The sequence below is a fragment of the Kaistia soli DSM 19436 genome (assembly GCF_900129325.1).
GTDB lineage: Bacteria > Pseudomonadota > Alphaproteobacteria > Rhizobiales > Kaistiaceae > Kaistia > Kaistia soli.
On sequence record NZ_FQUP01000001.1, the window covers coordinates 317,585 to 340,036 of the forward strand.

27 protein-coding genes are annotated in these 22,452 nt (G+C 64.8%); 8 read left to right on the plus strand and 19 right to left on the minus strand.

The genetic code is table 11. From position 1 onward, the window contains the following. Window positions 1-78: 78 nt before the first annotated feature. Window positions 79-519 carry a SufE family protein gene (locus tag BUB39_RS01530; RefSeq protein ID WP_073052673.1) on the plus strand — a complete coding sequence of 147 codons (441 nt, stop codon included), beginning with the start codon at window positions 79-81 and terminating at the stop codon, window positions 517-519. Between the two features lie 4 nt (window positions 520-523). On the opposite strand, the gene BUB39_RS01535 is transcribed toward BUB39_RS01530, so the two are convergent. From BUB39_RS01535 to BUB39_RS01590, 13 genes are all read right to left on the minus strand, one after another. After that, window positions 524-1,300: a DUF6456 domain-containing protein gene (locus BUB39_RS01535; RefSeq protein WP_073051288.1), complete on the minus strand. Its 777-nt coding sequence runs from the start codon at window positions 1,298-1,300 to the stop codon at window positions 524-526. Further along, window positions 1,297-1,665 (minus strand): helix-turn-helix domain-containing protein, encoded by a 369-nt coding sequence (locus tag BUB39_RS01540; RefSeq protein WP_084526831.1) that lies wholly within the window; start codon window positions 1,663-1,665, stop codon window positions 1,297-1,299. Before BUB39_RS01540 ends, BUB39_RS01535 begins: the two co-directional genes overlap by 4 nt. 175 nt (window positions 1,666-1,840) lie before the next feature. Continuing rightward, complete coding sequence (locus tag BUB39_RS01545; RefSeq protein ID WP_073052675.1) at window positions 1,841-2,254, minus strand: Ros/MucR family transcriptional regulator; 414 nt, start codon at window positions 2,252-2,254, stop codon at window positions 1,841-1,843. A gap of 272 nt (window positions 2,255-2,526) precedes the next feature. Then, the gene (locus BUB39_RS01550) at window positions 2,527-4,203 is read right to left on the minus strand and encodes a proton-conducting transporter transmembrane domain-containing protein (RefSeq protein WP_073051289.1); all 1,677 of its coding nucleotides are present in this window, start codon (window positions 4,201-4,203) and stop codon (window positions 2,527-2,529) included. Next, complete coding sequence (locus tag BUB39_RS25100) at window positions 4,196-4,426, minus strand: hypothetical protein (RefSeq protein WP_139251307.1); 231 nt, start codon at window positions 4,424-4,426, stop codon at window positions 4,196-4,198. The genes BUB39_RS01550 and BUB39_RS25100 overlap by 8 nt, the downstream gene beginning before the upstream one ends. Before the next feature lie 37 nt (window positions 4,427-4,463). Next, window positions 4,464-5,924, minus strand: a complete 1,461-nt coding sequence (locus BUB39_RS01555) for a proton-conducting transporter transmembrane domain-containing protein (protein WP_073051290.1) — start codon at window positions 5,922-5,924, stop codon at window positions 4,464-4,466. Continuing rightward, the gene (locus tag BUB39_RS01560) at window positions 5,921-7,417 is read right to left on the minus strand and encodes a monovalent cation/H+ antiporter subunit D family protein (protein WP_073051291.1); all 1,497 of its coding nucleotides are present in this window, start codon (window positions 7,415-7,417) and stop codon (window positions 5,921-5,923) included. Before BUB39_RS01560 ends, BUB39_RS01555 begins: the two co-directional genes overlap by 4 nt. After that, entirely contained in the window at window positions 7,414-7,815 is a 402-nt protein-coding gene (locus BUB39_RS01565; RefSeq protein ID WP_084526832.1) for a cation:proton antiporter subunit C, read from the minus strand. Before BUB39_RS01565 ends, BUB39_RS01560 begins: the two co-directional genes overlap by 4 nt. Further along, window positions 7,812-8,231 (minus strand): Na(+)/H(+) antiporter subunit B, encoded by a 420-nt coding sequence (locus BUB39_RS01570; RefSeq protein ID WP_073051292.1) that lies wholly within the window; start codon window positions 8,229-8,231, stop codon window positions 7,812-7,814. Before BUB39_RS01570 ends, BUB39_RS01565 begins: the two co-directional genes overlap by 4 nt. Window positions 8,232-8,233: 2 nt before the next feature. Then, window positions 8,234-8,791, minus strand: a complete 558-nt coding sequence (locus BUB39_RS01575; protein ID WP_073051293.1) for a DUF4040 domain-containing protein — start codon at window positions 8,789-8,791, stop codon at window positions 8,234-8,236. Continuing rightward, window positions 8,788-9,207, minus strand: coding sequence for a monovalent cation/H(+) antiporter subunit G (mnhG, locus tag BUB39_RS01580; RefSeq protein WP_073051294.1), 420 nt, complete (start codon window positions 9,205-9,207; stop codon window positions 8,788-8,790). The genes BUB39_RS01575 and mnhG overlap by 4 nt, the downstream gene beginning before the upstream one ends. Next, on the minus strand, window positions 9,204-9,485 hold the full coding sequence (locus tag BUB39_RS01585) for an MrpF/PhaF family protein (protein ID WP_244540118.1): 282 nt from the start codon (window positions 9,483-9,485) through the stop codon (window positions 9,204-9,206). The genes mnhG and BUB39_RS01585 overlap by 4 nt, the downstream gene beginning before the upstream one ends. Next, on the minus strand, window positions 9,482-9,970 hold the full coding sequence (locus BUB39_RS01590; RefSeq protein ID WP_073051295.1) for a Na+/H+ antiporter subunit E: 489 nt from the start codon (window positions 9,968-9,970) through the stop codon (window positions 9,482-9,484). The genes BUB39_RS01585 and BUB39_RS01590 overlap by 4 nt, the downstream gene beginning before the upstream one ends. 187 nt (window positions 9,971-10,157) lie before the next feature. Between BUB39_RS01590 and BUB39_RS01595 the strand changes: the two genes are divergently transcribed. Further along, complete coding sequence (locus BUB39_RS01595) at window positions 10,158-12,230, plus strand: S9 family peptidase (RefSeq protein WP_073051296.1); 2,073 nt, start codon at window positions 10,158-10,160, stop codon at window positions 12,228-12,230. 79 nt (window positions 12,231-12,309) lie between these two features. Further along, a complete protein-coding gene (locus tag BUB39_RS01600) occupies window positions 12,310-12,669 on the plus strand; it encodes a hypothetical protein (protein ID WP_073051297.1) in 360 nt (119 codons plus the stop codon). A gap of 88 nt (window positions 12,670-12,757) precedes the next feature. On the opposite strand, the gene BUB39_RS01605 is transcribed toward BUB39_RS01600, so the two are convergent. Both BUB39_RS01605 and BUB39_RS01610 read right to left on the minus strand, forming a co-directional pair. Next, complete coding sequence (locus tag BUB39_RS01605; protein ID WP_073051298.1) at window positions 12,758-13,195, minus strand: VOC family protein; 438 nt, start codon at window positions 13,193-13,195, stop codon at window positions 12,758-12,760. A 116-nt stretch (window positions 13,196-13,311) separates the two neighbouring features. Next, window positions 13,312-13,908: a superoxide dismutase gene (locus BUB39_RS01610; RefSeq protein ID WP_073051299.1), complete on the minus strand. Its 597-nt coding sequence runs from the start codon at window positions 13,906-13,908 to the stop codon at window positions 13,312-13,314. A gap of 296 nt (window positions 13,909-14,204) precedes the next feature. Between BUB39_RS01610 and BUB39_RS01615 the strand changes: the two genes are divergently transcribed. From BUB39_RS01615 to BUB39_RS01630, 4 genes are all read left to right on the plus strand, one after another. Beyond that, complete coding sequence (locus BUB39_RS01615) at window positions 14,205-14,645, plus strand: c-type cytochrome (RefSeq protein ID WP_073051300.1); 441 nt, start codon at window positions 14,205-14,207, stop codon at window positions 14,643-14,645. Window positions 14,646-14,651: 6 nt separating this feature from the next. After that, window positions 14,652-15,590, plus strand: coding sequence for a c-type cytochrome (locus BUB39_RS01620; RefSeq protein WP_073051301.1), 939 nt, complete (start codon window positions 14,652-14,654; stop codon window positions 15,588-15,590). Between the two features lie 116 nt (window positions 15,591-15,706). Then, complete coding sequence (locus BUB39_RS01625) at window positions 15,707-16,060, plus strand: YciI family protein (protein WP_073052678.1); 354 nt, start codon at window positions 15,707-15,709, stop codon at window positions 16,058-16,060. An 86-nt stretch (window positions 16,061-16,146) separates the two neighbouring features. Continuing rightward, window positions 16,147-17,337, plus strand: coding sequence for an RNA polymerase sigma factor (locus tag BUB39_RS01630; RefSeq protein WP_073051302.1), 1,191 nt, complete (start codon window positions 16,147-16,149; stop codon window positions 17,335-17,337). A 3-nt stretch (window positions 17,338-17,340) separates the two neighbouring features. Here the strand turns inward: BUB39_RS01630 and BUB39_RS01635 are convergent, their stop codons facing one another. The 4 genes from BUB39_RS01635 to BUB39_RS01650 form a co-directional block, all read right to left on the minus strand. Then, the gene (locus BUB39_RS01635) at window positions 17,341-17,919 is read right to left on the minus strand and encodes an LOG family protein (RefSeq protein ID WP_073051303.1); all 579 of its coding nucleotides are present in this window, start codon (window positions 17,917-17,919) and stop codon (window positions 17,341-17,343) included. Further along, window positions 17,916-19,313: a M20/M25/M40 family metallo-hydrolase gene (locus tag BUB39_RS01640; RefSeq protein ID WP_073051304.1), complete on the minus strand. Its 1,398-nt coding sequence runs from the start codon at window positions 19,311-19,313 to the stop codon at window positions 17,916-17,918. The genes BUB39_RS01635 and BUB39_RS01640 overlap by 4 nt, the downstream gene beginning before the upstream one ends. 74 nt (window positions 19,314-19,387) lie before the next feature. After that, a complete protein-coding gene (locus BUB39_RS01645; protein WP_073051305.1) occupies window positions 19,388-20,116 on the minus strand; it encodes a DUF1194 domain-containing protein in 729 nt (242 codons plus the stop codon). Between the two features lie 104 nt (window positions 20,117-20,220). After that, entirely contained in the window at window positions 20,221-21,813 is a 1,593-nt protein-coding gene (locus BUB39_RS01650) for a helicase HerA-like domain-containing protein (protein ID WP_073051306.1), read from the minus strand. A gap of 160 nt (window positions 21,814-21,973) precedes the next feature. Here BUB39_RS01650 and BUB39_RS01655 point away from each other — a divergent pair, with 160 nt between their 5' ends. Then, window positions 21,974-22,381, plus strand: a complete 408-nt coding sequence (locus tag BUB39_RS01655) for a DUF4332 domain-containing protein (protein WP_073051307.1) — start codon at window positions 21,974-21,976, stop codon at window positions 22,379-22,381. Window positions 22,382-22,452 lie beyond the last annotated feature (71 nt).

Consider the following 22,452-nt stretch of genomic DNA (forward strand, 5'->3'; position numbering starts at 1 on the left):
CTCGTCTCGCCATGGGCGCTGTTTTCTTCGTCCGGCATGGGCGCCGCTGCTGTTCCCCTCCTCGCGGCGAAGCGCTATATGCCGGCCATGAACACGCCCGCACCACCGACCATCGACCAGATCATCGAGGACTTCGGGTTTCTCGATGAATGGGAAGATCGCTACCGCTATCTGATCGAGCTCGGCCGCACACTGGCCCCCATGCCGCCCGAGGCACACAACGACATCAACAAGGTTCAAGGCTGCGCCAGCCAGGTCTGGCTGCAGAAGACGATCCGCGACGAGGGCGGCGCGCGGCGGATCGACTTCCTTGGCGACAGCGACGCCCTCATCGTCAGCGGACTCGTTGCGATCGTGATCGCGCTTTATTCGGGTCGGACGCCGGATGAGATCCTGGCCATCGATCCGGAAGCGGTTTTTGCAACGCTCGGCCTCAAGGACCACCTGTCCCAGCAGCGTTCCAACGGCCTTCGCTCCATGGTAGCGCGCATCCGCAACGAAGCCGCCGCGACCGCGTGACTCCTCAGCCGGGTCGCTGCCTATCGCTGCCGGAAGCGACTGTGTCATAGCCGTAGTGCCGCGCCAGCGCGTCGAGCGCGAGCCGCAGAACGAGCTTGGCCGAGCGCTTCGGCCATCCGCGCTCACCTTCGATCTGGTCAATACCCTTCAGGAAGCAGCAGAAATCCAGGACGACGCCCGAAAGCTCCGGGCCGACGGCTCGCAGGGCGCGTTCGACACGCATGCGCGCCGCGAGCCCAGCCTCCGTCACGTCGGCCATGCCGCCCATCTGGCCGCCGCCGCGGCCACGGCTCGCGCCGCTCGTGGGGCTCCAACTGGCTGTGATCCCTGGCATCATCTGGCCGCGCGTGAAATCCGCCCGCAGCCGTTCGCCGGCAGCGAAGGCCGCGTCGTCGATCAGGGGCTGCCCGTCACGGCCCTTGCGGGTCCGGAGCCAACCGAGCGGGCTCTCGCCGGCATCGACCGTCACGGCACGCCGGACCCCGTCGGTTTCGATAATGCGCCGCTCCCGCGTCTGATGCTGCCCTGTGAGATCATCGCCGCCAGTGAGCATGCGACGGACCATCGACCGGCCGGCCTCGGACAGGCGATACCGTCGGCCAGGTCCCGCGACGAGCGCGCCGCGCGCCAGCAGCCGGCGCAGCGCTTCTGCATCGACGCTTCCCCGCCTCGCTCCATCGGTGCCGATGAACCACGCCTCATCTGCGGCGTCGAGCTCGACATGTATGGCCGATCCGGCCAGGCGGCGGGCGAGCCGGCGCTCGCTCGCATCCGCTTTCACAGCCGCACCCCATCGGAAGCCAACCGGGTCAGGACCAGTTGATCGAGCCGATCCACCAGCGCATCGGTGGCAGCGTCGTCGCGCGATTCTTCGATGCGGCGGCAGGCATGGGCGGCTGTCGTGCGGTCGCGCTCAAACAGTCGTCCCGTCTCAGCGAAGGAAAGACCGAGCCGCGTGCGCGCAAGATAGATGGCCAGATGCCTGGCAAAAGCCACTCGGGCCGGGCCGCGGTCACCGCCCAGGATGCGCTCGGGGCGGACCGAAAGTTCGGTTCCTATCGTCTCGGCCAGGAGACGACGCGTCGCCTCATCACCCGCTCCGGGACGCCGCCGGCCCACTGTCTCGCTGCCACTTTCAGAATGCATAGTTACGCGATCTCCGCACCAACCCTAGATTGCTGAATTAGGAATTACTTCCTAATAGTAGGCTAATCCAGTTTGGCGGAGCGGGGATAGATTTCTTTGGCCGCAGCCGATTGCCCCCAAAAAGCAGAAGCCCGGCCTGAGGCCGGGCTTCAACATACGACGATCCGGGCTGGGATCAGCGGCGCTTGCGCTGCTGGCCGAGACCCATCTTCTTGGCGAGTTCCGAACGGGCAGCCGCGTAGCTCGGAGCGACCATGGGGTAGTCTGCCGGCAGACCCCACTTCTCACGATACTCTTCCGGAGAAAGATCGTAATGCGTGCGAAGGTGCCGCTTGAGCGACTTGAACTTCTTGCCGTCTTCAAGACAGACGATATAGTCTGGGAAAACCGACTTTTTCGGGTTGACGGCCGGCTTGAGCGGCTCCGGCTCCGGCTCAGCAACGCCGCCATGGGTGCGGCTCAGCGCCTGGAAAACCTCCGAAATAAGCCCCGGCAGGTCATGCGCCGAGACTGAATTGTTGCTGACATAAGCCGACACGATGTCAGCCGTCAGATCAATCAAGTCGCTGCCGACGATCTTCTCGCTCATCATTCCACCAAACCTCTATCGATAACCCATGAAATTAACCGGGGCGCTCCGGTACGACTTGCCGACCCCTGTGGCATATCTCGCTCGCCATGGAACCAACACACCGGGACGGGACGTGGCCCGAACGTATATTTCGTGCGTTCTATATAAGTTGAAGTAGGAGAATACAAGTGCACACAGGCTGGAAAAATTTGACATCACACATCTTTCGAAACGCGTCGACTGGTCTCGTCTGGACCTTGTCGTTTCGAACAGAATCAATGAACCGCGCTTCACATTGCCGCGATCAACAGGCAAATCCCGAGAAGCGCTGTCGCGACGAGAGCAATATCGCCCGTCCGCCAATTGCCCGCGTGCATCGTACGCTGCACCCAAGCCTCTGAAATCGCCTGTATTTTCCGAGTATCAACACGCGACTTCAAAGAAAGCGCTGCAAGGACTTGCCGAGAGAGCGCCGACCCAGCCTTAACCAGTAATTGCGGGAGGCATCGCCACAACCAGTCTGTATCGACCGTAGTGCCAGCATGTGGAACAAGTAGTCTCAGAAACAAAACGAAACAAATCGAGGCTCCAACGAGGAGTTGCAACTGAAAAAGAATATGATCCGAGGTCAGGACTGCAACGCTTTCGATGCCCGGCACGAATCGCATGAGCAGCCCCGGAGCGGCTCCTATGGCCAGGAGGATCAGTCCAGCGCCTCCCATGGCAAGCTTCATCGCAGGCGTGGCCTGGAGCGTAGCGGGCCGTGGCGTCGATGGCCGCAGCATCGCGAACCACGGCAGCCGCAACCCTGCATAGAGCATGGAACCGGCGGAGATGGCTGTGAGGGCGAACCAGGCGACCGCGTCATGGTCATCGGCCAGCGCCTGCATGATCGCCGACTTGCTGACGAACCCGGCGGTGAGCGGCATTGCGGAGAGCGACAGGCCGCCGACGATCATGGCGCATGTTGCAAACGGCATCGACCGGGCAAGGCCGCCAAGCGCCGTCAGCCGCGCCGTTCCGGTGGCCCGCAGCACCGTGCCGGCCGCCATCATCAACAGCCCCTTATAGAGAATATGCACAAAGGCATGCGCGCCCGCCGCTGCAAGCGCCAGTGGCGTTCCGATCCCGATGGCGACGACCATGAAACCGACCTGGCCGACGATCGAATAGGACAGCATGCGGCGGATGTCATTTTCCAACAGCGCGTAGATCATCCCATAGACGGCCATGATCAGGCCGACCGGAATGAGCGCGGCTTCACCGGGGAAGAGGCGGATAAGGACGGCGATGGCCGCCTTCGTCGTAAAGGCCGAGAGGAATACCGCCCCTGACCATGAGGCCCTCGGATAGGCGTCGGCAACCCAGGCCGATACCGGCGGTGCGCCTGCATTGACGAGGATACCGGCCAGCATGAGCAGAGAGCCGATTGAATCGGCCGCAAAAGGCCGAATCGCCGTGCCGCCGCTGCCGATCGATGCTGCAATGCCGGCAAAGAAGAGAACGCCGCCGAAAGCATGCATCAACGCATAGCGAAGACCCGCTCTGCTGGCGCCATTCGAGAAGATGACGAGCGCCGAGCCGATCGCCATCACTTCCCAGAACAGGAACAAGGTGACGAGGTCGCCTGCGAAGATCACGCCCTGCGCGGCGCCCGCATAGAGAAGAGCCGCCGCGCGCTCGGCGCTGCTGCGCTGTGGCAGCGCGAAGATCGCGCCGCCAATGGCGGCAAGAGCGAAGGCGGTCCCAAAGAGGCGCGCGGTGCTGTCGGATACGACCGGCGTCAGCGTGAGGCCCAGCCAGTTGAAGTCGGGCCCAGCCGTCTGCGGCAAGCTCCAGACGAGGATCAGCGCCAGCGCCGGTGTTGCGACGAAGACGATGTCCTGCACCCGGCCGCGCAGAACAGCGACGAGCAGGCTGCCGACAATCAGCGGCAGCCAGGGTGCAAGCAGCAGCGTCTCAGCCATCCCGCCCCTCCTCTTCAGCTGCGGTCTCGCGGCGGCGGGCGATCTGGCCCCAACCAAACGCGAGCGCGATCGCGGCAGCCGATGCCACGAGGCCGAATATGGCGGCGAAGCCCGGCGTGCCGTCTATCCCGAAGGCCGGATGATGCATGACGAACATGTCGGCGACGATCAATGCGGCCAGGAGGCCGGCCAATCCCGCGAGGACGAGACGCGCTATCGGCATCCGACCATCTCCTTCAACTGGATCCGCTTGCTGGCGCTCATCGGCTGACCAGCGCGCTTGCAAGGCGGTAGGGGACCTCGGGAAAGAGGAACAGCAGCACCGTTCCCGCGGCCGTGGCCGTCAGGGCCACGACCATGGCGACCGGCGCCTCGGCCACAGGGCCGCCGGCTGGCTTCAGGAACGCGCGCGCCGCAATCGGCAGCAGGTACGCTGCGTTCAGCACCGTCGAGACGACGATGACCGCGACCGCGAACCATTCGTGAAGACTGCCCGCCCCGGCCAGCATGAACCACTTGCCGAGAAAACCGGCAGTCGGCGGCAGGCCGATCATCGAGAGTGCGCCAATGGTGAAGGCTGCCATGGTCCACGGCATGCGGCGGCCGATGCCGTCCATCTGGCTGACCTTGGTCACGTGCTCGGCGGTGTAGACCGAGCCAGCGGCGAAGAAGAGCGTGATCTTCGACACGGCATGGGCCGCAATGTGGATCGCTGCCCCCATGGCCGCGAGCGGGCTCGCGAGCGCCGCCGCCATGACGATGTAGGAGAGCTGGCCGATGGTCGAATAAGCAAGCCGACGCTTCAGATCATCCGCCGTCATCGCGACCAGAGAGGCGGCGATGATGGTGAACCCCGCGACATAGACCAGCCATTGCGACGCGCCCGTCGCCTGCAGCGTATCGAGGCCGAAGATGTAGACAGTGACCTTCAAGATGGTGAACACGCCGGCCTTCACAACCGCGACAGCATGCAAGAGTGCCGAGACCGGGGTCGGCGCGACCATCGCCGCCGGCAGCCAACGATGCAGTGGCATCACCGCCGCCTTTGCGGCGCCGAAGACAAAAAGCCCCAGCAGCACAGCCATCGCCAGCGGACCGATCTTGCCGCCAAGAATGCCGCCGAGTTGAAAATCCGTCGTTCCCGCAACGAAAGCCGTCCAGACGATCGCCGGCAGCAGCAGGATCATCGAAGCGCCGATCAACGTCAGCAGGTAGACGCGGCCGGCACGCATCGCCTCCGGGGTCTGTTTATGCGTGACGAGCGGATAGGTGGAAAGCGACAGCAACTCGTAGAAGAGGAACAACGTCACCAGATTGCCGGCGAGCGCCACACCCATCGTTGCGGCGATGGCGACGGCGAAGGCCGCAAAGAACATCGTCTGGCGCGGCTCCTGATTGCCGCGCATATATCCGATTGAATAGACGGAGTTCGCGATCCACAGCGTCGACGCGACCAGCGCAAACAGCATGCCGAGCGGCTCGACACGCAGAACCAGATCGAGCCCGGGCGCGATGGTGACCAGCGGCAGCACAGGCCGCGCGCCTGCCAGAACGTCAGGCAGCAGCGCGCCAATCGTCACGAAGAGTAGCAGCGCGCCCACGAGGCTTGCCGCGTCACGAAGATTGGGAAGCCGGCCCAGCAGCATCACTAGGACGGCAACGACCGTCGGAATGACCAGCGCCAAGCCCAGCAGCGATGATCCGCTCGCGATCGCCGTCATGGATGCCCCCCAAGGAGCACCGTCGCCGCCGCGCCGGCCAACCGGGCGGGCATCTCCGCGTCGATACCGAAGAAGATCGTGAGCCCGGCCAGCAGCAGCGTCGGGAGGAGCATGCTGAGCGGCGCCTCGCTCGCCGCGAGCGCAGCCTTGCCCGGCTCGCGGAACCAGACGACTTCCAGCAAGCGGCCGACATAAAGAACCGCGATGACGGAACTGGCGACGATCATGAAGGCCAGCCAGCCTTTGCCATCATCAAAGGCGCCGAGCACGAGATACCATTTCGACACAAACCCGCTGGTGCCGGGAACGCCGATCAGGCCGAGGCCGGCGATGGTCAGTGCCACGGCCGTCGCCGGCATGGTCCGGCCAATACCCGCGAGATCGTCGAGCCGCGAGGAGCCACAGCGAAGCAGCACCGCGCCGATCGCCATGAAGGCGGCGCCCTTCATCAGCGCGTGATTGACGATATGCAGGAACGCACCGGTCAGCCCGGCCGGATTGGCGAGCGCCAGACCGAGCGTGATGTAGCCGATCTGCGCGACCGAGGAGAAGGCGAGCAGGCGCTTGACATCACGCTGGAACACCGCAGCCAGCGAGGCCACGAACATCGCGGCAAGCGAGAGCAAGATCAGCACGCCGGTGACCGAGACCGGCCCGATCTCGACATGAATGCCGAACACGCCGAACAGGAAGCGCGCCATCAGATAAACGGCGACCTTTGTGGCGGTCGAGGCGAGCAGGACCGTCGCAGCCGAAGGCGCGTAGCCATAGGCATTGGGCAGCCAGGCATGCAGCGGGAAGAGCGCCAGCTTCAGCGCGATTCCGACCAGGATGAAGGCTTCGGCAGCGATCAGCGCGCGCGGCGAGACGACGTCGGGCAGCCGCTCGACGATGAGCGCCAGATTGAGCGTCCCAGTCGCCAGATAAAGGAGGCCGACGCCGATGACATAGAAGGTCGCGCCGATCGTTCCAACGATCAGATATTGATAGGCGGCGACCAGCGCCCGTCGGTCGCGGCCGAGCGCGATCAAGGTATAGGTCGAGAGCGACGAGATCTCGAGGAACACGAAGGCGTTGAAGGCGTCGCCGGTGATCGCCATGCCGAGCAGGCCGGCCATCGCGACCAGCATCATGGCGTAGAACCACGGCACACGCCCGCCATCGATCTCGGCAGCGACACTCTGCCGAGCGTAAAGCAGCGTCACGAGGGACACGGCCGTGACGACAAGCAAGATGAGGACATTCACCGCATCGACGCGGTATTCGATGCCGAGTTCAGGCGCGAAGCCACCAAGGCGGTAGGAGACGACGCCGAGTTGCTCCACAACGAAGACCAGGCGGAACGCGGCTGCGGCGCTGATCAAAGCTGCCAAAACGGCGATCGGCCATGAGGCGATCTCGACGCGAACCAGTGCCACCAGCACCGCCCCCAGGAGCGGCGCGAGCACGACGATGACCGGCAGATGCTGGTCGATTGCGGCGAGAAAGCTCATCCGCGCGGCCCAGCCTTGCGAGCGGCCGCACCCGCTGGCCCGCGATCCTTTGCCAGCACCTCGTCTTCCTCGATCGTCCCATAGGCTTCCTTGATGCGGATCGCGAGGGCGAGGCCGAGCGCCAGCGTGCCGATGCCGACGACGATCGCGGTGAGGATCAGCACGTGCGGCAGCGGATTGGCATAGACGTCGAAGCGGGGGTCGATGATCGGCGCCGTGCCGCCGAAGATCTTCCCCGGCAGCAGATAGAGCAGGTAGACCGAGGACTGGAACAGCGACAGGCCGACCAGCTTCTTGATCAAGTTGTTGCGGGCAATGACGATGTAGAGCCCCGCGACCATCACGAGGACGATCGTGAAGCGCGTCGCCTCGGAGGCGAGCATCGCAACGAGACTCATGACGCCCTCCGACTCGCGAAGGCGTAGTAGATCGCGATCATGCTGGAGAAGACGGTGAGAAACACGCCAGCTTCGACGAGGAAGACACCCCATTCCTGGCCGTGCACCGGATCATGCGCGAGCGGGTTATAATCGAGGAAATTACCGCCGAGCGCCATCGAGACGAGACCGACAGCGGCATAGATCAGCACGCCGGCCGGGATCAGCCGTTCGACCAGCGCCATCGACACGAGCCTTTGCGCTGCGGCGAGCCCGTTGATCAGCGCATAGAGGATCACGCCAGCCGCCGCGATGACGCCGGCCTGAAAGCCGCCGCCCGGGCCGTAGTCGCCGTGGAATTGCACATAGAGCGCAAAGAGCATCAGCGGCGCCATGATGAACTTGGCGGCGACGCGCAGGACGATATCGCGACGCATGGCTATGACCTCTCGCCGCCGCTGCGGCGGCGCAGCAGAACCAGGACACCGATCGCCGCCGTGAACACCACGGCCGTCTCGCCCAGCGTATCGAAGCCGCGATAGCTGGCGAGAACCGCCGTGACGACATTCGGAATTCCTATGTCGGCGAGGGTGCGGCCGAGATAGTCAGCGCCGGCGCTATGGATCGGCTGGGCCGACGAGCCGAATTGCGGCAGGTCGCTCATGCCCCAGACCAGAACGGCCGCCGTGACCGCGGCGACGAACAGTGGCGCGATACGGCGCGCCGTCCCCGTAGCCTCCTTGACATCGGTCAGGTAAAGCGCGCCGAGGAACAGTACCGTCGAGATGCCGGCACCGACCGAGGCCTCAGTCATTGCGACGTCCACGGCATCGAGCACGACGAACAGCGTTGCCATGGCGAAGCTGTAGGCGCCGAGCAACACGACCACGGCGAAGAGCCCGCGGATGCGCACGATCGACACAGCGAGGACCATGATCAGCAGCATCAGCGCCAGCGAAAGAAACGCCTCGACGAAGACGGGATCGACGCCGCTCATCGCCGCTTCCCCTTGCGCGAAACGGGCTTCTGCGGCCGTTTCGCGGTGGCCGCTTCGATAGTTCTGGCCGTTTCGGCCGCTTTCAAGGGCCCTTTCCTTGCCGCGTGGCGTTGCGCCCCGAGCGGCTTGACGCCGGCCGCCAGCGCTGCCGCCGCCAGAGCATGTGTCGTTGCCGGTCCCATGAACAGCAGGAAGAGGATGAGAAAGACGAGCTTGACCGCTGCGACGGTGAAGCCGGCATGCACGGCAAGGCCGGACAGGATCAGCGCCATGCCAGTCGTATCGGAAAGCGATGCCGCATGCAGGCGTGTGAAGAGATCCGGCATGCGGATGAAGCCGATCGCGCCGGTCAGGAAGAAGCCCGCGCCCACGAGGATCAGGATGCCGCTGACGATCGTGGCAACGATATCGGTCATCGTGCGTCCTCCGCCTGCTCGTCAGGCTCGGAGCCGGCGCGGAAGAATTTCAGCACGGCAAACACGCCGACATAGTTGAGCAGCGCGTAGGTCAGCGTGAGATCGAGGAAATCCGGTCGGTCGGTTAGAAAGCCGTAGAGGGCCACGATCAGGATCGCGCCATTGCCGATGGAATTGGCGGCCAGCAGGCGATCGAATGTCGTCGGCCCCGCGACAGTCCGGAACGTCATCAGCGCAACGGCGACCAGAACGGCGAGGAGCGCCGCGAAGAGGATCACGTTCGCCCTCCCTTCTCGAACGCCACGACGCGCCGGTCCATCTCGCCGGACCGCACGCCCTCGGCGCCGGCCTTTGTCAGCGCATGGATCGTGAAACGGTCATGCTCGCGATCGACGGCGACAGTGACCGTGCCCGGCGTCAGCGTGATCGAATTGGCATAGGTGACGGCGCCGACCGCGGTCTTCGGGCCAACGGAAATCTCGAACAGTTGCGGCTCGATCGGACGGCGCGGGTCGAGGATCGTCCGCGCCACATCGATCGACGACTTCACCATCTCGATGGCGAGCCACGGCCAGTAACCGAGGCCGCCGAGGATGCGCTCAACCGGATGGCCTTCTTCATCCGCGAAGCCCGTCAGCCGACCGATGACGGCAATCCCGCCCGAAATCACGATACCCGCCCCGACGAGCCACAGCGTGTAGTGGCCCGAAAGCAGCAGCCAGAAGGCAAACAGCCAGATTGCGAGGCTGACAGTACGGATCATCGGGCTCTCGTCGTCGGAGGCGCTGCCGGCGCGTTGCGATTCGTGTCCGCGCACACAAAAGCATGCATGCGCGATCAACCCAAGCGTAACCGGACGAACCCCTGCCGCTTGGCGCCGGCCGGGCGGGTCTCTATCTAGGCTGCAACGCCGTCCCGGCCCCACTCTGCCCTTCGGAGATTTCCTGCTCGTGAACCCGCCCATCGCCGCCAAGCATCCCGTTGCCCTCGAGGCTCATGGCATCACGCGCCAGGACGACTATGCCTGGCTGCGCGCCGATAACTGGCAGGAGGTGATGCGCGATCCGTCGACATTGGCGCCGGAAATCCGTGCTCATCTTGAGGCCGAGAATGCCTATACGAAGGCGGAGATGGCCGATACCGAAGCGCTGCAGGCGGCGCTGTTCAAGGAAATGCGCGCCCGGATCAAGGAAGACGATTCCTCGGTTCCCGCGCCGGATGGTCCCTATGCCTATGCGTCGCGCTATCTTGAAGGCGCCGAGCAGCCGCGTATCGTGCGCACCGCGCGTGAAGGCGGTCCCGAAACAGTCCTGCTCGATGTCGACGCGATGGCCAAGGGCCATGCCTATTACGAGATCGGCGGCGCCGACCACAGCCCTGACCATGCGCTGATCGCCTGGGCCTATGACGACAAGGGTTCGGAAGCCTATACGCTGCGGGTGCGCGAGGCCGAGACCGGCATCGACCTTCCCGACGCGATCGAGACGACGACGGGCGGCGCTGTCTGGGCCGCCGACAGCCGGACGCTGTTCTATACGGTGCTCGATGACAACCACCGCCCCTGCCGCATCTATCGTCACAAGGTCGGCAGTCCCATCGATGAGGACGTCCTGGTTTTCGAGGAGACCAATCCCGGCTTCTTCCTCGGCATCGGGCAGACGCAATCCGGCCGCTACCTCCTCGTCGATTCGCACGACCATGAGACGTCGGAAGTACATCTCATCGATGCCGAAGCCCCCGAGGCGCCGCCGCGCCTTGTGGCACCGCGCCGTCCTGCCGAGGAATATGATGTCGACCACAATGGCGACACGCTTTACATCCTTACGAATGCGGACGGCGCAGAGGACTTCAAGATCGTCACGGCGCCGGTCGCTAATCCGGGCCGCGAGAACTGGACCGATCTCGTCCCCCATCAGCCGGGCCGGCTGATCCTCGGCCTCACCGTCTATAAGGACTTCATGGTGCGCCTTGAGCGCGAGGGCGGCCTGCCGCGCATCGTTATCCGGCAGCTTGCGAGCGGCGAGGAGCATGCGATCGCCTTCGACGAGGAGGCCTATTCGCTCGGCCTCGGCGACGGCTACGAATTCGACACCACCATGCTGCGCTTCACCTATTCGTCGATGACGACGCCCTCCCGCGTCTATGACTACGACATGGCGACTCGCGAGCGGGTTCTGCGCAAGGAGCAGGAGGTTCCCTCCGGCCATGACGCCAGCCTCTATGTCACGCGCCGCGTCTTCGTACCGGCCGGCGACGGCGAGACCGTTCCGATCTCGCTGCTCTACCGCAAGGACACGCCGCTCGATGGCAGCGCCCCGCTGCTGCTCTACGGCTATGGTTCCTACGGCATCACCATTCCCGCATCGTTCAGCATCACGCGCCTGTCGCTTGTCGACCGCGGTGTGATCTATGCGATCGCCCATATTCGCGGCGGCAAGGACAAGGGCTTCCGCTGGTACGCCGACGGGCGCCGCGAGAAGAAGCAGAACTCGTTCCGCGACTTCATCGCAGCCGGCGAATATCTGGCTGCCGAGGGCTTCACCGCGCGCGGCAAGATCGTCGGCTGGGGCGGCTCAGCCGGCGGCATGCTGATGGGCGCCGTTGCCAACATGGCGCCCGATCTCTTCGGCGGCATCGTCGCCGAGGTGCCGTTCGTCGACGTGCTCAACACGATGCTCGACGCCACGCTGCCGCTGACCCCGCCGGAATGGCCGGAATGGGGCAATCCGATCGAAAGCGTGGCCGACTACCAGTCGATCGCAGCCTATTCGCCCTATGACAATGTTGGGGCCAAGGCGTATCCGCCGATCCTCGCGATCGGTGGCTTGACCGACCCGCGCGTCACCTATTGGGAGCCGGCAAAATGGGTCGCGAAACTGAGGGCGACCAAGACCAATGACGCGCCGCTGCTGCTGAAGACCAATATGGACGCCGGGCATGGCGGCGCTTCGGGTCGCTTCGACAGCCTAAAAGAAACGGCATTCGCGACTGCTTTCGTGCTGAAGGTCGCCGACCGCGCTTGACGTCCTTCGCTGCGGCGACACTTTGCAATGGCGATCCTGTCGATCGACAGGATCGCTGAGCGCCTGGGGAGGGCCGCCGATGTCAAAGAATGCGATCAGTACGACCGCCGCAACCGCCATGTTCGCTCTCGCCGTCGCATCCTGTACGGCGACGACGCCGGGCGGCGGGCAGCGGTTCTATGGAATCCAGGGGTTCGGCGACAATGTCTCGGCCGGTGACTGCCGGGCGCTGGCCGCCCAGGTGGGGCCGCAGAATGTCTGGTTCTCGCGCTTCTCGGGCTCCAAGCCCAATCCCTGGGATACCGGCCTCTGGCCAGCCTGGGGCAATGGCTGCTTCAAGACGCAGGCCGAGTGCAAGCGTTGGCTCTACAATGTCCAGTCGGAATGGCCGCAGCTGATGGATTTCACCTTCTGCCAGCGCGGATTGCAGAAGGCGTGAGGACCATCGCTCGCTCGCCTTGTTGAGTGACAGCTCGATCCGGCGGGTGTTGAGTGCGTTGCCGAAACTGGGCGCGGTCCTTGATGGCTCAGCCGAGTTCTTCGGCGAGCCCGATGAGAAGTCCATCCGGGCCCCGAATGTAGCAAAGCCGATAGACGTCCCCATACTGGACCACTTCGCCGACAAGCTGCGCACCGCGTGTGCGCAGCCTTGCAAGGGTGTCATCGAGATCGTCTACTGCGAACATGACGCGCAGATAGCCGAACGCATTGACCGGAGCGTTTCGGTGATCTTCGACAACGGGCGGCGAAAGGAATTTGGAGATCTCCAGGCGGCTGTGGCCATCCGGCGTCCGCATCATCGCGATCTCGACGTGCTGATCGCTCAAGCCGGTGACACGTCCGGCCCATTCTCCTTCGATCGTGGCCCGCCCTTCCAGATCAAGACCCAGTTCACGAAAGAAATCGATCGCCGCCTCGAGGTCGTCGACAACAATTCCAACGTTGTCCATTCGTTTGATCGCCATGCGATCAATCTACGGAATGTCGCGCGGGCCGTAAACTCTCCACCCGCCGCCGCAGTTTGGCACAAACAAAAGCCCCGGCACTTGGCCGGGGCTCTTCATCAGTTGCGAGGGGGCGATCAAGCCTTCTCGTAGAGCTCCAGGACGTAGTCCCAATTGATCAGGCTGTCGACGAACGCCTCGAGATATTTCGGGCGGGCGTTGCGATAGTCGATGTAATAGGAGTGCTCCCAGACATCGACGCCGAGGATCGGCGTTGCGCCATGAACGAGCGGGTTCTCGCCGTTCGGGGTCTTCGAGATTTCGAGCTTGCCGTTCTTGACCGAAAGCCAAGCCCAGCCCGAACCGAACTGCGTCGTGCCGGCTGCGATGAAATCGGTACGGAACTTGTCGTAGCCGCCGAGGTCGCTGTCGACTGCTGCCTGCAGCTTGCCCGGGAGGCTCTTGCCGCCGCCGTCCTTCTTCAGCCACTTCCAGAAATGGATGTGATTGTAGTGCTGGCCGGCATTGTTGAAGAGGCCGGCATTCTTGCCGTAGCTCTCCTTGACGATCTCCTCGAGGCTCTTGTCCTCAAGACCCGAACCCTTCAGCAGGTTGTTGCCGTTGGTGACATAAGCCTGATGGTGCTTGTCGTGGTGGTATTCGAGCGTCTCCTTGGACATGAAGGGCGCGAGCGCCTCGTAGTCATAGGGGAGCGGGGGAAGTTCGAAAGCCATCGGAACAACTCCTGTCGACGATAGGTATGGAAATCGGGCTACCGCGTCGAAAACGGCCTGCCGCGATGAACGTTCCGGCTGCACCATAGGCACCCGGCCGGCCAGCGGCAACCGCGGAGATCGGGTTTTCTCCCGCTCTGAAACGGTGTTCCGCAATCTCGCGCCGAACGCGCAATCCCCTGCCCCGTCGGCCGATCACGGCATCATCATATTTGCGTTATGGCCGACCTCCACCTTGCTCCTGCACGTTGCTTGACGTCACAGTCTGGAGCGGTTCCGAACAGAGGGGTATCAGGATGCGGAAACTTATAGCGGCGATCGGGTTCTCGGTCGTGGTTGCGTCGGCCGGTTTCGCGATGGCGGCGTCTGATCTTGGCCAGCAGCGCGAAGCCGACATGAAAGCGATCGGCGGCGCGATCAAGACCTCAGCGGGTTTCGCGACCGGCAAGGTACCGTTCGATGCCGCCGCCGCGAAAGCCGCGATGGAGACCGTCGCCGCCAAGGCAACCGACTTCCCGACCCTGTTCCCCGCCGGCTCGGAAAATGCCGACAAGGGCGCCTCGCCGAAGATCTGGGAAAACAAGGCCGATTTCGAAGCGCATGCGGCCAAGCTCGCAACTGACGCCAAGGCGGCCGCCGCGGCTGCCGACCAGGGCGTCGATGCCTTCAAGACGGCATTCGCCGCTGTCGGCGCCAACTGCAAGAGCTGCCACCAGATCTATCGCTTGTCCGACTAAGCGCCCATGCTCCGCCGCCTTGCCGTTGCTGTCGTTGCCCTCGCCGCCCTTGGCGGCGCGGGTTTCTGGTTGCTGACAGAACCGAAGCCGCTCTCGGCGGCGGAGATTCCCGACCATCCCGGAAACGCGGCCAAGGGCGAGCTCCTGTTCTGGGCAGGTGGCTGCGCCTCCTGCCACGCCGCTCCCGGCGCCAAGGGCGACGACAAGCTAGTTCTGGGCGGCGGCGAGCCGATCGTCTCGCCATTCGGCACGTTCCATCCGCCGAACATCTCGCCCGACAAGACGCATGGCATCGGAAGCTGGTCGACGCTCGACTTCGTCAACGCGATGAAGCGCGGGCTCGGACCCGGCGGCGAACAGCTCTATCCGGCATTCCCCTACACCTCCTATCAGCGCATGCCGGTCGCCGATCTCGTCGATCTCAAGGCCTATCTCGACACGCTGCCGCCGGTCGCGACCGACAGTCCGCCGCACGAGCTGCCATTCCCCTTCTCGATCCGTCGCGGTCTCGGCCTCTGGAAGCTCCTCTATCTTGACGGCGAGACATTCGAGCCCGATCCGACCAAGAGCGACGAGATCAATCGCGGCGCCTATCTCGTCGAGGGGCCGGGGCACTGCAACGAGTGCCACACGCCGCGCAACGCGCTCGGCGGCCTCGATTTCACGCATCATCTCGCTGGCGCGCCGAATCCCTCGGGCCAGGGGTTCATTCCCAACATCACCGGCGGCAAGGGCGGCATCGGCGACTGGTCGGCGGAGGATATCGCCAACTTCTTTGAAACAGGCATGACGCCCGAGTTCGATTCGGTCGGCGGCACGATGGTCGACGTTCAGGAGAACATCGCCCACCTGCCCGCTTCCGATCGCGCAGCCATCGCCGCCTATCTCAAGGACTTGCCGCCGCTCGACCGATCAGATGGCGGAGCGGCTGCCACGGCCGATTGACGACTGCGATTTTTTCCGCGCTACCGATGTCGAAATGAGAGACGCTCATCCGACATGGTCGTGAAGAGGGAATGCTCCCGCTTCCGGCCAGGGCGCCGAACCGATCGGAGACCGTCATGCAATACGCGATCATGTTCTACGAGACCGAGAAGAATTTCGAGACCCGCGACCATCGCGAGGACGATTCCGAATATTGGGGCGCCTGGCGCGCCTATATCGACGAGATCGTGGCCAGCGGCGTCGTCCGCGGCGGGGCCGGCCTGCACGCGCCGCAAGCGGCCACGACGGTGCGCCTCAAGGACGGGCAGCGCCATGTCCAGGACGGACCCTTCGCTGCGGCCAAGGAACAGCTCGGCGGCTTCTTCCTGATCGAAGTTCCCGATCTCGACGCTGCCCTCAGCTGGGCGGCCAAGGCGCCCTGTGCTCCCACCGGCGTCGAGGTGCGGCCGACGCTGCCGTCGCAGATGTGAGACGCCATCGCGCCGGGTTACCCCCGGCGCGACCGGCCGCCTTTCGGGAGGGTCCCGCTTTGCAACCTGTCGAGCAAGCCGTTCGCATGAGTTTCGGGCGGCTGGTCGCGATCCTTGCAAGCCGCGGCCGCGACATCGCTGCTGCAGAGGACGCGCTTGCGGATGCCGTTCTCGCAGCACTTGAACGCTGGCCGGAGAGTGGCGTTCCGGCCGCCCCAGAAGCATGGCTGGTTGCCGTAGCGCGGCGCCGGCTGACCGATCGCTTCCGGAAGACAGCGGCCGATGCGGCACTGGAGCAGTCGCTCGCCATCCTCTCTGATCTTGCTGCCGCCGATGGGCCCGAGTCACCGCATTTTCCGGACGAGCGGCTGCAGCTGATGTTCGTGTGTGCCCATCCCGCGATCGATCCCGGCATAAGGGCGCCGCTGATGCTGCAGACGGTGCTCGGGCTCGACGCGGCGCGGATCGCCGGCGCCTTCCTCGTTTCGGCGCCTACGATGGGACAGCGGCTGGTGCGGGCCAAGGCCAAGATCCGCGATGCCGGCATTCCCTTCATCGTGCCGGAGCCGCCCGATCTTCCGGAGCGGCTGGCAAGCGTCCTGGAGGCGATCTATGCCGCTTATGGCAGCGGCTGGGACGAGTTCGAAGGGATCGACGCCGGCGGTGGCCTCGCCGGGGAGGCGATCTGGCTCGGCCGCGTGCTCGCTTCCCTGATGCCAGCCGATGCTGAAGCGCACGGCCTGCTTGCGCTGATGCTTTACTGCGAGGCAAGGCGGCGTGCCCGGCGCGATGCAAAGGGCCACTATGTTCCGCTCTCCGACCAGGATACGACGCTTTGGTCGCAGCCAATGCTGCGGGAGGCCGAGGCCCGCTTGAGGCAGGCGGCGGCGCTGGGCGCACCTGGGCGCTTCCAGATCGAAGCGGCCATTCAGTCGGCGCATGCGGGCGCCCGGCTCGTCGGCGCGCCGGATGCTCATGTCATCGCGCGGCTTCATGAGCGTTTGTGGCAGCTCGCGCCGCGGGTCGGCGTCGCCGTGGCGCGCGCCGTCGCCGTCGCGGATGCCGAGGGCCCGGAAGCTGGCCTCTCCCTGCTGGATGAGATCGACCCCGGCCGCGTCGCGGCCTACCAGCCCTTTCATGCCGCACGGGCGGCGCTTCTGCGCCGCGCAGGACGCGGCGACGAAGCGCTCGCCGCCTATGCAACTGCCATCGCACTCGCGACAGACCCGGCAGTGGGCGCCTATCTCGAGCAGCAGCGCCGGTTGATCCTCAGCTGAGGCTCAGCGCTGTCCGGATTTGATCCATTTGGTGATCGTCGGCGGCTGGTAGCTCCGATAGCGCTGGATCAGCCGCTCCGGATCATCCTCGACGATCAGCATGTCGCGATGCTCCTGCCGCATGAAGCCTTCCTCCGCCTGATGATCGAGGAAGGCGAGCAGCTTGCCATAGAAGCCGGCGATATCGAGTACGCCGACCGGCTTGCCGTGATAGCCGAGCTGCGCCCAGGTCCAGATCTCGAACAGCTCCTCCAGCGTGCCGATGCCGCCCGGCAGCGCGACGAAACCCTCCGCCATGTCGGCCATCTTGGCCTTGCGCTCATGCATCGAGCCGACGATGTGCAGCTCGGTCAGGCCGTGATGCGCGACTTCCTTGTCCACCAGCGCCTGCGGAATGATGCCGATCACCGTGCCGCCGGCGGCAAGGACGGCATCGGCCACGGCACCCATCAGCCCGACCTTGGAGCCGCCATAGACAAGCGCCGCGTCATGCGCGGCGATGGTCGTGCCGAGGGCGACCGCCGCGTTGCGATATTCCGGCCGGAACCCCTCGTTGGAGCCGCAGAAGACGCAGAGCCTCATTTGACCGAACCTTCCGAAAGAGCCGCGAGGATCCGCGCCCAGGAGCGGATGCCGCCGTGATAGCTCGACAGATTATACTTCTCATTCGGCGAATGGATGCGGTCGTCATCGAGACCGAAGCCGACCATCAGCGCGTCGAGCCCGAGCACCTTCTTGAAATCGCCGGCGACCGGGATCGAGCCGCCCGCGCCGATCGTGACGCAGGGCTTGCCCCATTCGGCGGTGAGCGCATCGCGTGTCTTGACGAGAGCCGGGCTGTCGGAGGGCAGCCGTACGCCCGGCGAACCGCCATGGCCGATGAACTCGACAGTGCAGTCGGCGGGCAGCTTCGCGCGGACATAGGCGCGGAAACTCTCGCGGATCGCTTCGGGATCCTGCTGGTCGACGAGACGGAACGATACCTTGGCGTTCGCCTTGGACGGGATGACCGTCTTGAAGCCCTTCCCGGAATAACCGCCCCAGATGCCGTTCACCTCGCAGGTCGGCCGGGCCCAGATCTTTTCGATCACGCTGCGCCCCGCCTCGCCGGCGGGGATCGAAAGCCCGACCTCGCCGAGAAAAGCCGCTTCGTCGAAGCCGAGGCTCTCCCATTGCGCCTTGATGGCCTCGGGCAGTTCGCCGACGCCGTCATAGAACCCAGGCAACGTCACGCGGCCAGTCTCGTCGCGCAGGCCGTCGAGAACATTGACCAGGACGTGGATCGGATTGCGCGCCGCACCGCCATACATGCCGGAATGCAGATCGCGTGAGGCGGCGGTGATGGTGATCTCCTCGCCGACCATGCCGCGCAGCATCGTCGTCACGGCCGGCGTCTTCGCGTCCCACATGCCGGTGTCGCAGATGAAGGCGAAGTCCGCTGCAAGCTCCTGCTTATTGGCCTCCATGAACGGCGCCAGATTATGCCCGCCGGACTCTTCCTCGCCTTCGAGCAGCACCGTCACGGGGATCGGCAGCGATCCGGTCACAGCCTTCCAGGCGCGGCAGGCCTCGATGAACGTCATCAGCTGGCCCTTGTCGTCGGCGGTGCCGCGGCCAACGATCTGCTTCGAACCGTCCGCCGCCGTGACCAGCTTCGGCTGAAAGGGAGGGCTCGACCAGAGATCGACCGGATCGACCGGCTGGACGTCATAGTGGCCGTAGAACAGAACATGCGGACCCGCCCCGCCGGGCGCGCGACCGACGACCATTGGATGGCCCGGCGTCCGCCTGACGCCGGCCTCGAACCCGATCGCATCGAGCGCGTCGGCCAGCCATTCGGCCGCCTGCAGGCAGGCGCCGGCATAGTCGGGATCGGTCGAAATGCTCTCGATCTCAACGAGGCGAAAAAGCCGCTCGATGCTCTTGTCGAGATCGGCGTCGATATGAGCGAGGACGTCGTCGAGACAGTCTGTCACGGCAGGGCTCCAGGACGGGGGGCGCGGATATCATCCGACATACGCCGACCCCTTCGCGAAGGAAAGACGCTGGATCAGCGCAGCGCGAAGTCGCGCGGCGCTGCTTCCCCTCGCATTCCGGCGATCTCCTGCACCAGTTTCTGTCGAACGGCCGCCGCGAAGCTCGTCGTCTCATCCGCCACTTTGACGAAAGCGCCAGGGCCGCCGATGACGTCGCGCGCATAATGATCAGAAAGGCTCATTCCGCCCCTGCCACGCACGCCGCCGCCGGGGCGGCTGATGACCAGCCCATTGATCGTGATGCCCTCGGCCAGAGCCGCGGCGCGCGTCACGGCGAGCGGCGGCCCACCGATCTGCGGTCCATCGCCGGAGATGTCGATGACCTTGGCCAGACCCTCATGGCTGTTTTCGCGGATGCGATCGGCCGAATAGGCGATGGCGGCGGAAATCGAATTGTACCCGAAGGCCGCGCGCGGACTTGCGACGAGCTTTTCGGCAAAGACGGCAGCAGTGGCGACGTCGCGCACGACATGCCAATCGACGATGGTGTGCTGCGAGGCAGCACCGCCCCACTCGACATAGGTGACGGCGATCGCTCCGATCAGCCCGCCCCGGATCGCTGAGAGCACCTCGGGGCTGGTGATCGCGCTTGCATAACCCTGACGTTGAAGCGCCAGTTCATCGGCGTCGATTGAGCCCGATCCATCCGCAGCCAGCACCAGCTCGACATCGACCTGCTCGGCCCGCGCTGGCAGCGCCGTGACCAAAAAGACCCCTGCGAGCACAAACAGCCACCGGCGCATTACCCCGCCTCCGTCGCCACGCAACGACGGCAGTATGCGCCAAAGCAACCGCTGTGCGTCAGACCGAATCCGGCCGCCCGCGTTTCACGATATCGTCAGCGCGATCAGCGCCGCAGGATGCCGCCGAGGACGCCGCGCACGATGGCGCGGCCGACCGAGGATCCCATGGACCCGCCGATGCTCTTGCCGATATCCGCCGCCACTTGTCCCGCGACTCGGTTCGTCACCGTGCGCGTCACTTCGCGCGCAACGCGCTGGGTCGCCGTCAGCCGCTCGCCGCGCCGCGTATTGGTGCCGAGCAGCGAGCCGAGAATGCCGCCGAGATCGACCCCGCCGGCCGGCGCCGGCGCGGGGGCCGGATCAGTTCCTGAAGGCACGGGCGCAGGGCCTGCGGTCGTCGTCGTCAGCTCGCCGGCCTGTCGGCCCAGCACCTCATAGGCCGACTCCCGATCGATCGTCTTGTCATAGGCGATGCCGATCGGGCTCGCGGCGATGATCTGCCGCCGCTCTTCATCTGTGATCGAGCCGAGTTGCGAGGATGGCGGCCGGATCATCGTGCGCTCGACCATGCTGGGCACGCCCTTCGGCTCGAGCGTCGAGACGAGAGCCTCGCCGACGCCAAGCTGCGTGATCGCCTCCATGGTGCTGAAAGCGGGATTCGGCCGGAACGTCTCGGCCGCGACCTTCACCGCCTTCTGGTCACGCGGCGTATAGGCGCGGAGCGCGTGCTGCACCCGGTTGCCGAGCTGGCCGAGCACCGTGTCCGGCACGTCGAGCGGGTTCTGGCTAACGAAGTAGACGCCGACGCCCTTCGAACGAATGAGCCGCACCACCTGCTCGATGCGCGACAGCAAAGCCTTCGGCGCATCATCAAAGAGGAGATGCGCCTCGTCGAAGAAGAACACGAGCCGCGGCTTCTCGGGGTCGCCGACCTCGGGCAACACTTCGAACAGCTCTGACATCAGCCAGAGCAGGAAGGTCGCATAGAGCTGCGGCGCGGCCATCAGCTTGTCGGCCGCGAGCACGTTGACGATGCCGCGCCCGTCGATCGTCGTCCGCATGATATCGGCGATGGCCAGCGCCGGTTCGCCGAAGAAGGCGTCGCCGCCCTGGTTTTCGAGGATCAGAAGCTGGCGCTGGATGGCGCCGACCGAGGTCTTGGCGACATTGCCGTAACGCGAGGCGGCTGCCGAATTGTCGGACAGGTAGCCGAGCATCGCCCGAAGGTCCTTCAGGTCCAGTAGGAGCAGCCCGTTCTCGTCGGCCATGCGGAAGGCGATGTTGAGGACACCCTCCTGCGTGTCGTTGAGTCCCATCAGCCGCGACAGGAGCAAGGGGCCCATTTCGCTCACCGTCGTGCGGATCGGATGGCCCTGCTGGCCGAACAGGTCCCAGAAGACGGTCGGACAGGCTGCGAAGCGATATTCGTCCTTGAAGCCGATATCCTCAGCTCGCTTCAGCATCGAATCCTTCGCGACGCCGGCCTTGGCTATGCCGGAGAGATCGCCCTTGATATCCGCGCAGAAGACCGGAACGCCAGCGTCCGAAAAGCCCTGCGCCAGAACCTGCAGCGTCACGGTCTTGCCGGTGCCGGTCGCGCCTGTGACCAGACCGTGGCGGTTGGCGAGCGGCAACAGCAGATATTCCGGCTTTTCGCTCGCGCCCATGAAGATCTTGTCAGGTTCGAGAAGGGGCATCGAGGCGTCTCCGGGCGCTTGGCATTGTCCTGCGAACGCGCAAGGTCGCGATTTGACGAGGCGAAATCAAGCGAGCCCATCATATTGCCTTCCGCGCCGCATGGCGCGAACATCCGCAATGGCCGCGTTTTGTCGGCCGACTGCTTCAGGGGAGGCATGCGTGAGCTATCCGATCATCGACATCGAGGGCATCGGCAAGACGTTCGCCGAGAAGCTTGGCGCGGCCGGCATCAAGACGACCGGCCAGCTGCTCGACGCGGGCAAGGACCCGAAGGGCCGCAAGGCGCTCGCCGCGACGACCGGCATCGACGAGACGAAGATCCTCGGCTGGGCCAACAAGGCCGATCTGATGCGTCTCAAGGGTGTCGCGGAGGAGTTCTCGGACCTGCTCGAAGCCGCCGGCGTCGACACGGTCAAGGAACTGAAGACGCGTCGCCCGGACAATCTGGCCGCCAAGCTTGCCGAGGTGAATGCCGCGCGGAAGCTCGTTCGACAGTTGCCTTCAGAGAGCCAGGTCGCGGATTGGATCGAGCAGGCCAAGACACTTCCGGCCGTCATGACCTATTGAGGTTTTGCCGCGCCATCGCATTGATGGCGGCGAGCCCATAGACTGGACGTCGCGGCGGCATCGCGCCGCTG

What these genes read in the sequence shown, in the direction of transcription:
- BUB39_RS01560 (WP_073051291.1), bottom strand. Translation starts at nt 7,417, where the DNA reads ATGAGCTTTCTCGCCGCAATCGACCAGCATCTGCCGGTCATCGTCGTG.
- BUB39_RS01530 (WP_073052673.1), top strand. Translation starts at nt 79, where the DNA reads ATGCCGGCCATGAACACGCCCGCACCACCGACCATCGACCAGATCATC.
- BUB39_RS01550 (WP_073051289.1), bottom strand. Translation starts at nt 4,203, where the DNA reads ATGGCTGAGACGCTGCTGCTTGCACCCTGGCTGCCGCTGATTGTCGGC.
- BUB39_RS01600 (WP_073051297.1), top strand. Translation starts at nt 12,310, where the DNA reads ATGTCAAAGAATGCGATCAGTACGACCGCCGCAACCGCCATGTTCGCT.
- BUB39_RS01555 (WP_073051290.1), bottom strand. Translation starts at nt 5,924, where the DNA reads ATGACGGCGATCGCGAGCGGATCATCGCTGCTGGGCTTGGCGCTGGTC.
- BUB39_RS01545 (WP_073052675.1), bottom strand. Translation starts at nt 2,254, where the DNA reads ATGAGCGAGAAGATCGTCGGCAGCGACTTGATTGATCTGACGGCTGAC.
- BUB39_RS01625 (WP_073052678.1), top strand. Translation starts at nt 15,707, where the DNA reads ATGCAATACGCGATCATGTTCTACGAGACCGAGAAGAATTTCGAGACC.
- mnhG (WP_073051294.1), bottom strand. Translation starts at nt 9,207, where the DNA reads ATGACCGATATCGTTGCCACGATCGTCAGCGGCATCCTGATCCTCGTG.
- BUB39_RS01575 (WP_073051293.1), bottom strand. Translation starts at nt 8,791, where the DNA reads ATGAGCGGCGTCGATCCCGTCTTCGTCGAGGCGTTTCTTTCGCTGGCG.
- BUB39_RS01630 (WP_073051302.1), top strand. Translation starts at nt 16,147, where the DNA reads ATGAGTTTCGGGCGGCTGGTCGCGATCCTTGCAAGCCGCGGCCGCGAC.
- BUB39_RS01570 (WP_073051292.1), bottom strand. Translation starts at nt 8,231, where the DNA reads ATGCGTCGCGATATCGTCCTGCGCGTCGCCGCCAAGTTCATCATGGCG.
- BUB39_RS01635 (WP_073051303.1), bottom strand. Translation starts at nt 17,919, where the DNA reads ATGAGGCTCTGCGTCTTCTGCGGCTCCAACGAGGGGTTCCGGCCGGAA.
- BUB39_RS01540 (WP_084526831.1), bottom strand. Translation starts at nt 1,665, where the DNA reads ATGCATTCTGAAAGTGGCAGCGAGACAGTGGGCCGGCGGCGTCCCGGA.
- BUB39_RS01590 (WP_073051295.1), bottom strand. Translation starts at nt 9,970, where the DNA reads ATGATCCGTACTGTCAGCCTCGCAATCTGGCTGTTTGCCTTCTGGCTG.
- BUB39_RS25100 (WP_139251307.1), bottom strand. Translation starts at nt 4,426, where the DNA reads ATGCCGATAGCGCGTCTCGTCCTCGCGGGATTGGCCGGCCTCCTGGCC.
- BUB39_RS01645 (WP_073051305.1), bottom strand. Translation starts at nt 20,116, where the DNA reads ATGCGCCGGTGGCTGTTTGTGCTCGCAGGGGTCTTTTTGGTCACGGCG.
- BUB39_RS01615 (WP_073051300.1), top strand. Translation starts at nt 14,205, where the DNA reads ATGCGGAAACTTATAGCGGCGATCGGGTTCTCGGTCGTGGTTGCGTCG.
- BUB39_RS01565 (WP_084526832.1), bottom strand. Translation starts at nt 7,815, where the DNA reads ATGAGTCTCGTTGCGATGCTCGCCTCCGAGGCGACGCGCTTCACGATC.
- BUB39_RS01620 (WP_073051301.1), top strand. Translation starts at nt 14,652, where the DNA reads ATGCTCCGCCGCCTTGCCGTTGCTGTCGTTGCCCTCGCCGCCCTTGGC.
- BUB39_RS01650 (WP_073051306.1), bottom strand. Translation starts at nt 21,813, where the DNA reads ATGCCCCTTCTCGAACCTGACAAGATCTTCATGGGCGCGAGCGAAAAG.
- BUB39_RS01610 (WP_073051299.1), bottom strand. Translation starts at nt 13,908, where the DNA reads ATGGCTTTCGAACTTCCCCCGCTCCCCTATGACTACGAGGCGCTCGCG.
- BUB39_RS01605 (WP_073051298.1), bottom strand. Translation starts at nt 13,195, where the DNA reads ATGGCGATCAAACGAATGGACAACGTTGGAATTGTTGTCGACGACCTC.